The organism is Candidatus Cyanaurora vandensis (assembly GCF_013285555.1).
Lineage (GTDB): Bacteria > Cyanobacteriota > Cyanobacteriia > Gloeobacterales > Anthocerotibacteraceae > Cyanaurora > Cyanaurora vandensis.
Genome location: NZ_JAAXLT010000182.1, coordinates 1 through 13,939 on the forward strand (window position 1 = coordinate 1; position 13,939 = coordinate 13,939).

Genomic DNA, 13,939 nt, shown 5'->3' on the forward strand with positions numbered 1-13,939 from the left:
CATAGGCTGTTAGCAGCTTTCTCGAATTAAATTTAGCTGTTCACCACTTATATGGAAGAGCCGCCAGATGTGCCATCGGTGCAACCATATCCACCCTGTTAAAGGGGAGTCCTATCGGTCTGGCAAGTTTTTCAAGTGTGGTCATTGTGGTTGGCATGGGGACGCCGATTTGAATGGTGCGATTAATATTTCTCGACAGCGGTCCGGTCCCGGACCGCTAGGGCAGCTTGTAAACCTGCCTGAAGGTTCGTGGCTGGCTTGCCAGTTGCAGGGCTATTGAAAGCTTCTGCCTTCAGGCAGGAGTTGTTTACGTAATCCAGGTCTCGTTTAGGGTAATTTACTTACAATGTTCTTCTGAGAAAATACTCTCAATTTAGGGGTTTTCCTTGATTGAGCCGTTTGTCAGTTTTCTCTATGCTTGATACCAAGGACAAATACCAAGCTCTCAAGGTGATTTATCATGAACTACTTAAAATATTTACCTACTTTAGTAACCTGGGTCGGTTTGTTCCTTATTTGCAACTTATCTGTTTTTGCTCAAACGATTCCCAGCGACGTCAACCTCACTTTCTCAACGGTCACAGCGGGTACAATAGCAGATAAAGATGGTCAGGGTACGGGTTTTACCTCAGTCCAAACCAATAGTGCGGGTAACGCTTACAACCCTGCCCTCCTTGACCTCAGCCCCAGTACTGGGACGCTTATCCTCACGGCAACTAAGGGAAATAACTCAACCAATAATCTTAAAAATGGCCTCCAAGTAGCCGTAGATTCAAGTCAGTACCCTTTCACCATTACTGCTCGTCTCAAGGGTCCACTTACTAACCTCCAGCAAGCCTATCAACAGGGCGGAATTTCCCTAGGCTCTGGTCAAAACAACTACGTAAAATTCGTTATCATCAATCAAAGTAGTGGCCCAAACGGTCTGGGGTTGAAGTTTACCGAAGAGCAAAATGGCGTTGTGAGTACCGTTGGTGGCGGCAATGCTGCTCAGGTTACGGGCCTCAACTGGTCTAGTATTACTACCCTCGATCTTTATCTTGCCGTAGACCCAACCACCGGGCGCATCCGGGCTGCCTACCGTGTCAATAGCAGTAGCGCGGTCCCGACCTTTCTAAGCCAAGAATTTATCCCCACCAAGACTGCTAGCTTCTTTGGAACCACGACGATCCGGGCGGGTATCCAGGCTTCGACTAATAATGCACTTGATGTGCCCGTGGTTTATGACAGTTTTAGTGTCCTCTACACACCGACCTATAGCCTGTTGAGGAGTGCTTCGGCAAATCGGACCAACCCCGTCCCCTTGGCAGGGCAGACCCTCAACGGTGAACTTTATGCCTTTACTAGCCCCGACAAGGTAGCAACACGGGTAGACTTTTTCCTGGATGATCCAGCGCAAACCGGTGTACCCTTTCATACCGAAAACATTGCCCCTTTTGACCTCAACGGCGGCACGACGAGCACTGCCATCCCCGTATGACTCGCGTACTCTCAGCGATGGTCCCCACACCCTCACCGCCCAAGTTATTCCCCTCAGTGGGCCGACGCAAATTATCCAAGCTCCCTTCACGGTCCAAAATCGTCCTAGTGTCACCGCCACAACGCCCACTGCCGGGGCGACCCTAGTCCCTCTCGATACCGCCATCGCCGCCGAGGTTGCCCTCCCCAACCCAGGCACCGGCGTGGCGAGTAATACCCTCAACCCCAGTACCGTCCAACTTTACCAGACCCTCAGTGGGACCATGGTCCCCGGCACCGTCAACACCAGCGCGGCAGGGGATATCATCGTCTACCAACCCGCCGTCCAACTGACCGCTAGCACCAAGTACACCTTTGTCATTACCGAGGCTGTCACCGATAGTAGTGGGGTTCCTTTCATTCCCTACACCCTGATCTTCACCACCGGGACCACGACCAGCCTGCTGCCCACCCCCGGTGTCACTTTTTCTAAAGCTGTAGTCTACAACGGGGCCACCATCTCCACGCTGCTCATCGGTCCCGACGGAAAACTCTACGCCGCCTCCCTGGATGGCAACCTCCGTCGCTGGCGAATTAACGCCACCGGTGGGTTGACGCAGTTAGAGACCTACACGGGCTTGGCGGGACGGGCCATCATCGGGCTGACCTTTGACCCCGGCAACCCGCAAGTAATCTGGATTTCTCATAACGATCCAATCCCGTTTGAAAATGAAGTTTATGCGGCTGACTTCACCGGGCAAGTAGACCGGCTGACCTTGAGCGGGACGGGCTTTGTCGGCACCCTCCAGCCTTACCTACACGGTTTACCCCGCTCGGCCAAGGACCACCTCAGTAACAGTCTGGCCTTCGGCCCCGATGGTTTGCTGTACCTGACTCAGGGGAGTAACAGCGCGATGGGTGCGCCTGATAGCTCCTGGAATTTCCGCCCGGAACGTCTGTTCTCCGCCGCTGTCCTCCAGATTGACCCCCGGCAGACCCCGCCCGTCACGGGGTTCGATGTCCAGACGGAGACCTATTTTGCGGACCCCGGCACCTATGACCCCAGCCTCCCCAATGCCGTCCTCAAGGTCTACGCCGCCGGGGTCCGCAACGCCTACGACCTGCTCTGGCATAGCAACGGCCATCTCTACATCCCCACCAATGGCAGTGCCGCCGGAGGCAACACCCCAGCCGACCCGATGGGTACAGTGCCAGCCGTCAACAATGTTCGTACCCAAGACGATTGGCTCTTTGATGTCCGACCGGGCAAGTATTACGGGCATCCCAACCCACTCCAGGGTCGGTACGTGCTGAATGGCGGTAACCCCACCGCTGATGCGGACTGTGGTGAAGTCGTAGCTGAGGGCAACCGCAACGGCTACCCCGTGGGCATTGCCCCTGACCTAGACTGGACCTGCCCCGCCCACAATTTCGGACGTAATCGCTCGCCCAACGGGGTGATTGAATACCGCAGTACGACCTTCGGCGGTAGTCTGCGCCAGCAACTGCTGATTGCGGAGTATAGCGCGGGGGATGACATTATCGCCGTCTCGCTCAACGCTGATGGCACCGTCAATCAAGTCACTCAGGCGGTAGCGGGCCTCATCAACCCCCTAGACCTAGTTGAGGACCGCCGCAACGGCAACCTCTATGTCGCCGAACTCTTTGATGAGACTGGAGAGGGACAGATTACGCTACTCACGCCCATGCCTTAGAAATCTTCAAATGCGGCTCAAAACTTAAGGACGACCCTGAGCGAGGGGTAGTCGGGGCGGGGGAGCAGCGGGGTTAATTTCGGCTTGGACCACAATGGCGTGGGGAACTGGGCGGGGTTCGTAGGAGACCAAGGATTGTCCCCGATACACCAAATCCGTGCTCGCCCCAGAATCCATTAGCACCGCCTCCTGTATCCCGGCTGCCGCCAGAGCTTCAGCAAGTTTAGGGGCACTGTTGCGGTTATGGGTGATGCCCGCAACAAACCGCCCATCCCCGTAAACCCCGATAAACGAGCGGTGGCGTACTTCCAAATAACTCGCCAAGTTCACTTTGAGCATCTGCTCGCGGCCCTGGGGTAGGCCGTTGCGGACTAGCCAAGTGCCGCCCAAGAAGACATCCCGCACGTCAGGCAACAGCGAACGAATCCCCGTTTCCTGCATCAAGTAGCCCCGGTTAAAAGGCGCGATCACAATCTTTTCAGCCCCAATCATGACTAGGGGCCGTCCGCTCAGCCCCCCGGTCTCAGCCAGGGGCGGGGCGAGGAGTTGTTCTTCATTTTGGGCCAGCACCGGGCCAATCATCTTACTCGTGTCCCGTCCGCGCAAGGGGAAAAAGCCCCCCGTCACTGCCGCCGCGCCGGTCGGAACCTCCAGCACGTAATCCTTGAGGTTGTAGCGGCGGTCGCCGTGGACGGTATAGGGTCTGCCACCAAGAGCCATGGAAAGTTGGACCTTATTGACGGTCACCTGGACGTAGCTGAGGGGTTTAGTGAAGTCCGCTGTCAATGCTGAAATCGCCAAGTCGGGGTCCGCCTCCCCAGAACTACCCGCCAGAGCCTCCGCCAACTGGGATTGCCCAAAACGGTTTAGTTCTAATAACCCCGCCGAGGTGCCCACATAGCCCTCGTCCATCGTGGTCGCGGTGTGATAGCCCAACTCCTGGGCCATCGCCACCACCGTCTCGTTGCGGATGCCCGCCGGGTAAGCCAGATGGACCACGGGTTTCCCGAGTTTCTCCTCCAGGATTTGTTTCGCGTCCGCCAACTCCCGCCGTAACTGTTCTGGGTCCAAGCTGTTCATATCTGCTGGGTGGTTGACGGTATGAGAGGCAATCGTCACTAGATCCTCGCTGGCAAGCTGTTGGAGTTGTGCCCAAGTCATGTGAGGGCGTCCCGCCGTGGACCCGACAAAAGCGGTATGGACATAAAAAACTGCCGGATAATTAAACTCTTTGAGTAACGGATAGACCTCGGTGAAATGACCTTCATACCCGTCATCAAAAGTTAACAGAATCGGCTTGGGCGGCAGGGGTTCACCCTGAGTGAGGTAGGCTTCCAACTGGTCTAGAGTAATTGGGGTCGAACCATTAGCCCGGATACTTTCAAGATGGGCACGGAATTTCTTGGGGGTGACATCGAAGAAGACTTTTTTGTCCGGGGTGATGTCGTGGTACATGATGACCGGAATGCGGCTGGTCCGCGCCTGGGGCCGGAGGGTGAGGGTCACGGCAGGCTCAGGGTCAGTGGGAGCTTCCATGGGGGTTGGGGCGACGTCTACGGTTTGGCTACTGGCTTGGAGTAACCAGTAACACAGACTAAATCCGCCGCCAAAAGCGACCGCCGCAAAAAGTAAAAAACCAGCAGGTGTGAGCAGACCGTTTTTCTTTTGCGTCATGGCTCTATAGGTTTCCTTGGGAACTTTAGCATGGACCTGTTTGCGTTCCAACCCAGACTGCTTGCGATAGTTAAAGTTTTTTCATGTGCCCCAACAGGTCCGCCATCTGTTGGTCCGATAGTTCAAAGCGCGGCATGGGGGGGGTTTTCCCGCTCACGACTTGGTGGATGAGAACCTCATCCGTACGGCGGCTGGCTACCCCTTCGAGGTTGGGTCCTACTTCGCCCTTACCAAGTTGTCCGTGGCAGGCCGAGCAGTTATTTTCAAAAATGACTTTACCGCGTTTGGAGTCGCCCCGGAGGGTGAGGACTGCTTGGACATAGGGGTCTTGGCGGGGAAGGCCCATGGTCATCGCAATCACCATCGCTGCGCCCCCGACGAGGAGTAGAGTAGTAAGCGCGAGCAGGGCTGTTTTAGAAAGTTTCACCCACGGACTCCAAGGGGTCATGAAAATTTTTGTTCACCCAGTACACACATCGTGACATACTCCCGCCGTTCGTTGCGTACCCGTTACAACTAGGCTGCTCGGGGCCATGAAACTTCTATTTCTGCAACAGCACCTTGGCTTTAGGCCAGGGAGCATATCCTTCCCATTGCCAGGGTAGATTGACCGGACCTAGCAGATTATCCACGAGCGCGACGAAGATACCCTCAGCCCGCACACTATTGGACATCAGCAAAATACAACGGCGTTTGCGCTGAATACAGAGCATATAGTTAGCGGTTCCATCATCATGGCCTTCCTTAAAATAGCTATCCCCGCAGGGCGTCTTAAAGATGCCCCAACCCATTGCCAGCGGTCAGTCCGGTCGGGTAACAGAGTCGGAAATTGTTGGGGACTATCAATTAGCACCTGCCGTTTGATCATCTCAGTTTTGGCGGAGCGGCTCAAACCCTCCCCACGGGCCACCCCAGCCAGAAAATTTGTCCAATCGCCCAGCGTCGTATCCATGGAGCCAGCCGCCCGGACGTTTTCGCGCTGGTCATGCTCTTGCAGGCTGCCTTTGTCGGTGTAGCGCGAATGTGCCAGCCGATTCTGTCAAAGTAGCGTGTATTAGTTCAATTATCGAAACTTCTAGGATAGGGCACCTGATTGTACGCTTTGGCTGGTTGTTTTATTTAAGATAGCTCTCTAGGTGAGCTCAGCAAAAAAACTTAGTAGACTGCTCTGTAATCTCCAGTAAAAGGCGTATGTCAGTATTAGAACATTCGTTTATGCTGTTGGGGTCACAGCGGACCCTGGGTGATGGTGCAACAACGTTGGCAGTGGTTGGTCAAGGCTTGGCTCCTGAGCAGTATTTTGGTAACTACCGTTAGAGCTGAATCTATCGCTCCTGTGTATACGGTAATTCACAGTTTTAGGCACAATGACGGGTCTAATTCCCACGCTGGGTTGGTGCAAGCTGAGGATGGTTGGCTCTGGGGTACAACCACGGCGGGGGGAGATTACGATGCGGGTACTATCTTCAAAACCTCTCTTGTTGGAAATTTAGTTACGCTCCATTCCTTCCAAGGTCGCGACGGGTCCAATCCTGGCTCTAGTCTGGCTCTTGCGACGGATGGTAATTTTTATGGCACGACACCAACTGGCGGGGCTTTTAACTATTACGGGACGGTCTTCGACCTCACGCCCCAGGGAGTTTTGACGACGCTCCATTCCTTTGATGCTGAGGCGGGCTTTACGCCGAGTGCGGGTCTATTGGAAGCCCAAGACGGTAATTTTTATGGCACGACGACCTATGGTCAGGGTACGGCGGGGACGGCTTTCCGGGTTGACGCGCGGGGCCTCTTGACGACCTTACATTCCTTTACTGGCGAAGACGGGACCTATCCCGGTTCGCGTTTAGTGGAAGTGGACGGCTACTTCTATGGCACTACCGCCAGTGGTGGTATAGAAGTACCCCAGGTTTGTGATTACGGCTGTGGGACGGTTTTTCGCTTGTCGCCAGTGGGGACTTTGACGACCCTCTATCGGTTTAGCGGCGGGGATGGGGCCGGACCGGAGGGGCTGCTCTTAGGTGAGGATGGCTTCCTCTACGGGGTGACAGCGGGGGGCGGGGCGGCTAGTTCCGGTACGGTCTATCGTCTGGACCCAGCCAGTGCCACGTTGACGACGCTCTATGCCTTTGGGGGAGACGACGGGGCCTATCCCCATGCTGCCCTTGCCCAGGGGCAAGACGGGAACCTCTACGGAACCACGACATTTGGCGGGTTTTATGACAAGAACCTCTGCTTGGGGGGCTGTGGTACGGTTTTTCGGCTAACGACCGGGGGTGAACAGACCGTGCTACATCGCTTTGTGGGCCGGGACGGGGCCTATCCCTATAGTCAATTGATGCAAGGGGCGGACGGGCATCTCTACGGTACGACTTCCTTTGGCGGACCCGTGCCTAGTGCTTGTTTTCAAGGCTGTGGGGTCGTTTTCCAGCTAGACCTAGGGTCAAATTCCTTCGTCCCTGCTATTACCCAGTTCACGCCTGCTATGGGAAGGGTGGGCGAGACGGTGACGGTGGTTGGCGAGCATTTCACTGGGGCGACGAAAGTAACCTTCCACGGGATTACCGCCTCGTTTACGGTCCAATCCGACACTGCGCTTACCGCCCAAGTCCCGCCCGGTCTAAAAGGAGGCCGCATCCGCGTCACGACCCCCAACGGTAAGACCACGAGTGCCCGTAAATTTTATCTGCTCCCGCCCCGCCCTTAATACCACTGGAATTTCATGGAGTTGGCATCTTCCAGGGCGGGATATGATTACCCCGTATTCTGCCTGAGTCTGGCTACCGGATCACTGGCGGCGAGTTGCACGATGAAGTCCTGGCAAGTGCTGGGTTCCAGGCGAACCCCAGGCGTTCCTATCAGTTCGTTGTGGTCCGTACCGGCAAACTGATTGAGGTCTACCTCAACGGGAATGACGACGATGACGACGCTGATCATGAGCCCCTCTGGCGGGCTACTAATGACACTCCGCTCGCCCTGGGTAAGTTCGGCTGGGGGATTGAACGCGAGAGTCCGGGGGAGGTTTTCGTCAATTGGCTCGGAGCGCGGTAGCTGTTACCCTGAAAACACCACACCACGCAATTACAAATGGCGCAACTTTTGACGGTCGCGGGTTTGACCAAGCAGTTTGGCGGGTTGACGGCGGTTAAAGAGGTTTCTTTCAATCTGGATGAGGGCGAGATTTTGAGTGTGATTGGTCCTAACGGCGCGGGGAAAACCACCCTCTTCAATATGCTGACCGGGATCTACACCCCCACTGCGGGGCAGGTCCGGCTGGCTCAGACCACCCTGACCAACCTCAAACCCCACCAGATCGCGGCCTCAGGCTTAGCTCGGACCTTCCAAAATATCCGGGTCTTCGCCAACATGAGTGTCCTCGAAAACGCGATGATTGGTCGTCATGTGCGGACTAAGGGCGGGTTCTGGGGTTCGGTATTGCGGACCAAGGCCACCTGCCAGGAAGAACAGCTAATTCAAGAACGCTCCTTACAGGAATTGCAGTTTGTCGGGATTGGCGACCGGGCCTACGGACGAGCGGGGAGTCTATGTTATGGCGACCAACGGCGGTTGGAGATTGCTCGTGCCCTGGCCACTGACCCCCGCGTAGTCCTCCTGGATGAGCCCGCTGCCGGGATGAACCCCCAGGAGAAACAGGGACTCGTCGGGCTGATCACCCGGATTCGAGAGCGCGGCTTCACCGTGGTTTTAATTGAACACGACATGAAACTGGTGATGAATATCTCCGACCGAGTGGTAGTAATGAACTTCGGTCAGAAGATTGCCGATGGTACGCCTGTGGCAGTGCGCCAGGACCCCGAGGTGATCAAAGCCTATCTCGGGACCGCCTAGCCCCCATTTGTAACAAATCCGTAATAGACTGACGATATGAGCCAAGGGCACAGCCATGGAGTTAGCGATGTTTGGTAGCTTCTCTCCGACGGCGAATCAGGGGGGCGACCAGTTGGTCGGGGCGGTGGCAACAACAGCAATCCGCGCCATGTTCCAGCAAACGGATACGCTCACCGCCCAAGTCCGGGCCTTCCCGGTGGCAAAGATTTTGATGGGTAGTCTCGACGGGTTTGACCTCAAGGGCCAGGGTCTCTTGATGCGTAACGGTCTGCGTATCCAGCAGATGGAGCTCAAGGTACAGGCCATCAGTCTCGATATCGGGGCGGTTTTTGGGGGAGCGATCAAACTCCGTCAACCGACCAGCAGCACGATCCAAGTAGTCTTGACGGAACAGGACCTCTCGCGGGCCTTCAACACCCCGTTTATCCGCGAAAAACTCCATGTCCTCACCTTGGATGACCAGCCCTTGACCTTCCAAGACACCAAGGTGCAACTGTTGGACGGGGGGTTGTTGCGGTTACAGAGCTTGATTGCGGTGGGTAAAACAGTCCCCCAGCCGGTCAGCCTCCAGGCGCGTATCCACCTTGAGGGCGGACGGCGGATTCTCTTTAGTGAACCGGAGTATGAAGGTGATCCTGAATCCCAGCGCATTGCCGAGGCTGTCATCGCCCATATCAATCTACTGCTGGACCTGGATAAATTCAAGCTCGATGGCGTGACCCTACGGATTTTCCGTTGTGATATCCGCCGGGGTCAACTAGTCTTCCATGGTTCAGCCCAGATCCGACAATTCCCGGGGAGCAAGTAACATGGGAATAAACCCGCAGGGCGGTCGATTTCACGTCTCCTGATTCCATTTTGCACAACCTAAAAGCACGAGTCGGGCAATTGCCCCAGAGCTACGGGGTCTATTACAAAAACACCCTGGTCGCCCTGTGTCACGCCATGGAAGACCACATCCTCGAAACTCAGAACCAACCCCTCGTGTTGGCGAGTTTCCAGAAGGGCAAGTGGTACCTCCAAGAGGCCAAACGGTACCGCGATATTGCTCACTCTGCCCGCGAAGTGGTAATTTTGTTTGCCGAGGAGAGTGGCTTCCCGCAGGAACAGGCCACCAACGTTCATCTGGTCCCCCTTGCTAGTGACGATCCGGTAACTCAGGAATGGAATCTCGTCATCTATGCCCGTGATTATCAGGCCATGGTCCTTTGTCAAGAACTAAGTGAGAGCGATTATGGCGTCGGGGGCTTACCCCGTGAGGATAGTGAGCGCAAGTTCTACGGATTGTGGACCTTTGACCGCCATCTAGTTGCTGAGGCCCTCGCGGTTCACCTCGAACGGATTGCCCGCTACAACACTCCACTCGCTGAGCAGTTGGGTCAGACCTTGGCGGACATCATCCAGTCCCCCGCCGGTCCCCACACCGATATGAATGTTGTCGTCTCGCGGATTGTGAACTACCTCCAGACCAGCCAACTCGAACTCGTCACCCTTAACCGCCAGCGACAAGCCTATGAGCAACTAGAGTCCCAGGAAAACAAACTCCACAAGAACTTGACGGCGAATAAACTCCAGGCGTTTTTGCGGATGGCCCAACGGGTGGATGACCAAGACCCCTACAACCCCAGTGCTTCTTGGCAGGTGGCGGCCTTGGCAGAGACCCTGGGTCAACTATTAGATTTAGCGAGTTTGTCCTTGCGTCGGCTGCGCTTAGCGGGGGTCCTGTTCCGGTTGGGGTTGGCTCAAGTGCCGCCCGAGGTTTTTTTAAAGGCTGAGCGGGAACGTAATGACAGCGAGTCGGCTCTTTGGAACAACCATCCCCAGATTGCTGCCAAACTGCTCCAGACCATGCCCGAACTCGGAGCCGTCACTCACATCATTGCCCACCAAAAAGAGTGGTGGGACGGGACGGGCCGCCCGGACGGACTCCAGGGTGAAGATATTCCTCTGGAAGCACGGGTCCTGGGTCTGGTAGCAACCTTCCAAAGGCTCCTCCAGCCGAGGGGCACCCGACCGGGCTACGACTTGGCGGAGGCTCTGAGCTACTGCCAAAAATCGAGTGGCACACGCTGGGACCCGCATCTCGTCGAGGTCTTGACCCACGTGGTCAAACTCTCACAAATGGGTTTGTTACAGTTACCAACTCGGCCCCAAGGCGTGCCGAGTGCCTGGGTAGGGGAGGGGCTCAGTGGTTGAGGGCGGTAAAAATTTGGTGGGTTCGCTCTGGCGGGGTCATGAATTGAGCGGAGCCGATTTAGAAGGGGCGGACCTATCCCAGAGTGACTTGAGCGGAGCGCGGCTGGTGGGCGCAAATCTGCGCGGGGCCAACCTCCGTGCCCAACTCGTCGGGGCAGACCTGAGTACGGCGGACCTGCGCGGGGCAGACCTCCGCAACGCCAACTTACGTGGCGCGGACTTGACGGGCTCTTTGTTGCGCGGGGCAAGTCTGGCGGGAGCCTTTTTAAATGGGGCGAATCTGGCGGGGCTGGACTTGGCGGGGCTGGACTTACGGCTGGTGGACCTCAGGGGGGCGGACCTAGGCGGGGCGAACCTGGAAGGTGTAGATCTCCGGGGGGCACATTTGGGCGGGGCGAACCTAGAGGGCTGTCTGATGGAGGGTGCGCTTCTCAATGGGGCACTGTTGCATGGCACGCGACTCCATGGAGCCAACTTACTCTGTGCAGACTTGGATGCAGCGGATTTTGCGGGGGCTGACCTCTCAGCAGCGGTCCTGCGGGGCACCATCCTGGATTAGTCCGTCACCGTGCAAAAGAGGGCAGGCGAGCGAGTTTTTCCCTGACCAATTCGTGAAAGTCTGCTCATCCTGATAATGCCGGGGGGTCCGCAACAGCAGGAGCCAAGCAGCTCGGGCATCTAGTAGGTTGAATCGGTCGGGGTATAAGGTTTTCAAGAGTTCTTGAACAAGCGGATAGTAATCTGAGTTCATACCAGGAAAGATATGATGTTCTGTGTGATACGAAAAATTAAAATGCAGGAGGTTAAATAACTTAGGAACCCGCAGGGATAGACTATTAACCAGTGGATCATTAAGAGCGGTCATGGGACAAAGCATATGATTGGTGTAGACGTAAAACAATATACCACCGTAGCCAATCCAGATTGGTAGAAAGTAACTCAAGATAAGCTTGACTGGATCAAACTGAAGATAGCTGAGAATGCTCAAGTGAATCCCTATAATTATAAGTAACTCAAGGGCGATTGAGCCACGTTCTTTAGCGCTTACTTTAAATGCAGCCGGGGAATACCTAGTTAAACCGTTGTTAAAGAACAGGACTGAGCTTAGGTTGCGGAGGGTATGAACTCCCCAGGCATGACCAAGGCCAATACTCAAAAAGAGCGGGTGTACTTCTGTGGAGGGTACGAAAAGATTTTGTAGCCATTTCCCCCAAGTTTTAGGCTGTTCATACAGATAACTTCTATCTGGGTCGTATCGGGAGTTCGTCTTGGTATGATGCTCTCGATTGTGAACAACCTTCCACAGGGTTGGTGGCATCCACAATAGGGCTAAACCCAACAGGCTAATAATCTGTCTCAGGTATGAATTTCTAATTGCGCTACTGTGTAGTAAATTGTGTGTGCTAAACAATAGAACAATCACACTGTTGGCCATCACTAAGGTCAAAGGCAAGTAGAGCCATAGTAAGTACCAACTCCACTGATCTAGGTAGCTAGCTGTACCCCAACCCAAGATTAGAATCACTACGTTAATTAATAAAATCCAGACTTTGTTAAAACTTGGCAAAAATGCCTCATCGGGAAGCAAAGGACGTAGTTTTTTCACGTATTCTGCTTGCGTAATCTGAATTTGGCGGTCAACGGAATTCATAAATTTTTGTGACCTCACTTGGAAGGGCGGCTGAGGACTGCCCAGGTTTGGTAGTTCCATGTTATCCTAACAAACATTCCCGGACTACTGGAGACTAAATAATGCTCTGGCGAGACCTCCAGCGTTATCTGCCCATCATTGGTGATATCCATGTCAAGACCCCCTCGGCCTATAAAGCAACTCGTGAGGCTACTGAAGCTATCAATGCCATGCAAATGACTATTGCTGAAACATATATCAGTGGATTAGAGGTCCCCGACTCAGTTTTACAATTACTTTTTGACACCTGTATGCCCGTTTTATTTCAGCACTTCCCCGCGCTCCTTGCTCCCTATGAATGGGTTTTACAGGAAACTGAGGCTGTCGCTGAGGGGCCGCAGGATTTGATGAAAACTCAGTACAATCTCCCGCAGGGGATGCTAAATCGGATGCTAGGTGACGGGAAGCTTATCTATCCTAAGTACAGCATGGGGTTGTGGGAGAAAGGGGCAGCTAACCTTGAGCAATCCCAAATCCAGATGATTGATGACCTGATTGAAAAACTTGAGATTCAGGACGGAGATGATATTCTTGACTTTGGCTGTGGCTGGGGTTGTGTGCCGAATTACATAATGTCGAAGTTTCCTAACGTCACATTTACAGGGCTAAATCTGAGCCATGAGCAGTGTGAATATATGCGTCAAAAAATGGGTGATCCACTCAGCTATCTCAGTTCAGGCCGCTTTACTTTAGTAGAGGGCGATCTGAATAATGCTCAATTTGAGAAAAAATTCGACAAGATCATCTCAGTGGGTGTTTTTTGTCATGTGGGAAATTTAACGAATGCTTTTAAGAAACTCGCTGGCTTCTTGATGCCAGCTGGCAAGTTCTTTGTTCATATTATTACGGTTCGTACACCCAACAATATTTCTAGCGTTTATACCCACAAGTATATTTTCCCCCACGGTCGTTACTGGAATTTTGACGCTATTCCCAATCACAACAAAGACTTAAAAACAGTCAAGCGATGGTATCTCAACGGGAGAAATTATTCTAAAACCTTTGACAATTGGCTAAAAAACTTTGATGAGAGCTTCGACTCTCTGGAAAATCTGGACTATGGGCTAGATGCCGCTAAGTTCCGGCGCGTCTGGCGATTTTACTTAATTTGGTTTGTTGCTAATTTTGCTAGTTGTGATGGTCAAATTAATGGAAATGGTCAATTTTTATTAGTTCATGACAACTAAAATCTCTTTATATAGCAAACCACAAGTGTTGAAAGTTAAGAATGGCTCATAAAAAACCAGCCTAGGGAGATGAATGCCCTAGACTGGTGAGGTGTAATTAAAGTTGAGGCCATGATACGTTCATTTCCAGAACTTGTCAAACACTTCTTGTCTGACATCCCGGACAAGGATTA

The 13,939-nt window shown here is 53.9% G+C and carries 13 protein-coding genes and 1 pseudogene; 10 read left to right on the forward strand and 4 right to left on the reverse strand.

Features of this window, described 5'->3' with window-relative positions; all coding sequences use genetic code 11:
• Positions 1-64 precede the first annotated feature (64 nt).
• The 3 genes and pseudogenes from HFM78_RS16395 to HFM78_RS12735 all read left to right on the forward strand — a co-directional run.
• A pseudogene (locus HFM78_RS16395) lies at positions 65-280 on the forward strand (zinc ribbon domain-containing protein); the annotation flags it as partial.
• A 180-nt stretch (positions 281-460) separates the two neighbouring features.
• Complete coding sequence (locus tag HFM78_RS12730; RefSeq protein WP_287129824.1) at positions 461-1,480, forward strand: hypothetical protein; 1,020 nt, start codon at positions 461-463, stop codon at positions 1,478-1,480.
• Positions 1,437-3,173 (forward strand): Ig-like domain-containing protein, encoded by a 1,737-nt coding sequence (locus HFM78_RS12735; protein WP_287129825.1) that lies wholly within the window; start codon positions 1,437-1,439, stop codon positions 3,171-3,173. Before HFM78_RS12730 ends, HFM78_RS12735 begins: the two co-directional genes overlap by 44 nt.
• Before the next feature lie 24 nt (positions 3,174-3,197).
• Here HFM78_RS12735 and HFM78_RS12740 read toward each other — a convergent pair whose 3' ends face one another.
• From HFM78_RS12740 to HFM78_RS12750, 3 genes are all read right to left on the reverse strand, one after another.
• Positions 3,198-4,847, reverse strand: coding sequence for a polysaccharide deacetylase family protein (locus tag HFM78_RS12740; protein ID WP_287129826.1), 1,650 nt, complete (start codon positions 4,845-4,847; stop codon positions 3,198-3,200).
• Positions 4,848-4,917: 70 nt separating this feature from the next.
• Positions 4,918-5,274, reverse strand: a complete 357-nt coding sequence (locus HFM78_RS12745; protein ID WP_287129827.1) for a c-type cytochrome — start codon at positions 5,272-5,274, stop codon at positions 4,918-4,920.
• Positions 5,275-5,389: 115 nt separating this feature from the next.
• Entirely contained in the window at positions 5,390-5,638 is a 249-nt protein-coding gene (locus HFM78_RS12750; protein WP_287129828.1) for a hypothetical protein, read from the reverse strand.
• 455 nt (positions 5,639-6,093) lie between these two features.
• On the opposite strand from HFM78_RS12750, the gene HFM78_RS12755 reads away from it, so the two are divergent.
• From HFM78_RS12755 to HFM78_RS12780, 6 genes are all read left to right on the forward strand, one after another.
• On the forward strand, positions 6,094-7,551 hold the full coding sequence (locus HFM78_RS12755) for a choice-of-anchor tandem repeat GloVer-containing protein (RefSeq protein ID WP_287129829.1): 1,458 nt from the start codon (positions 6,094-6,096) through the stop codon (positions 7,549-7,551).
• A 95-nt stretch (positions 7,552-7,646) separates the two neighbouring features.
• Entirely contained in the window at positions 7,647-7,895 is a 249-nt protein-coding gene (locus tag HFM78_RS12760; RefSeq protein ID WP_287129830.1) for a hypothetical protein, read from the forward strand.
• Positions 7,896-7,931: 36 nt separating this feature from the next.
• A complete protein-coding gene (locus HFM78_RS12765) occupies positions 7,932-8,693 on the forward strand; it encodes an ABC transporter ATP-binding protein (RefSeq protein WP_287129831.1) in 762 nt (253 codons plus the stop codon).
• 67 nt (positions 8,694-8,760) lie between these two features.
• Positions 8,761-9,501: a DUF2993 domain-containing protein gene (locus HFM78_RS12770; RefSeq protein WP_287129832.1), complete on the forward strand. Its 741-nt coding sequence runs from the start codon at positions 8,761-8,763 to the stop codon at positions 9,499-9,501.
• 50 nt (positions 9,502-9,551) lie between these two features.
• Positions 9,552-10,889, forward strand: coding sequence for an HD domain-containing phosphohydrolase (locus tag HFM78_RS12775; protein ID WP_287129833.1), 1,338 nt, complete (start codon positions 9,552-9,554; stop codon positions 10,887-10,889).
• Positions 10,882-11,448, forward strand: a complete 567-nt coding sequence (locus tag HFM78_RS12780; RefSeq protein ID WP_287129834.1) for a pentapeptide repeat-containing protein — start codon at positions 10,882-10,884, stop codon at positions 11,446-11,448. Before HFM78_RS12775 ends, HFM78_RS12780 begins: the two co-directional genes overlap by 8 nt.
• Here HFM78_RS12780 and HFM78_RS12785 read toward each other — a convergent pair.
• A complete protein-coding gene (locus HFM78_RS12785; protein ID WP_396032981.1) occupies positions 11,413-12,540 on the reverse strand; it encodes a fatty acid desaturase family protein in 1,128 nt (375 codons plus the stop codon). The genes HFM78_RS12780 and HFM78_RS12785 overlap by 36 nt on opposite strands.
• Positions 12,541-12,641: 101 nt before the next feature.
• On the opposite strand from HFM78_RS12785, the gene HFM78_RS12790 reads away from it, so the two are divergent.
• Complete coding sequence (locus tag HFM78_RS12790; protein ID WP_287129836.1) at positions 12,642-13,766, forward strand: cyclopropane-fatty-acyl-phospholipid synthase family protein; 1,125 nt, start codon at positions 12,642-12,644, stop codon at positions 13,764-13,766.
• The last annotated feature ends 173 nt before the right edge of the window (positions 13,767-13,939 follow it).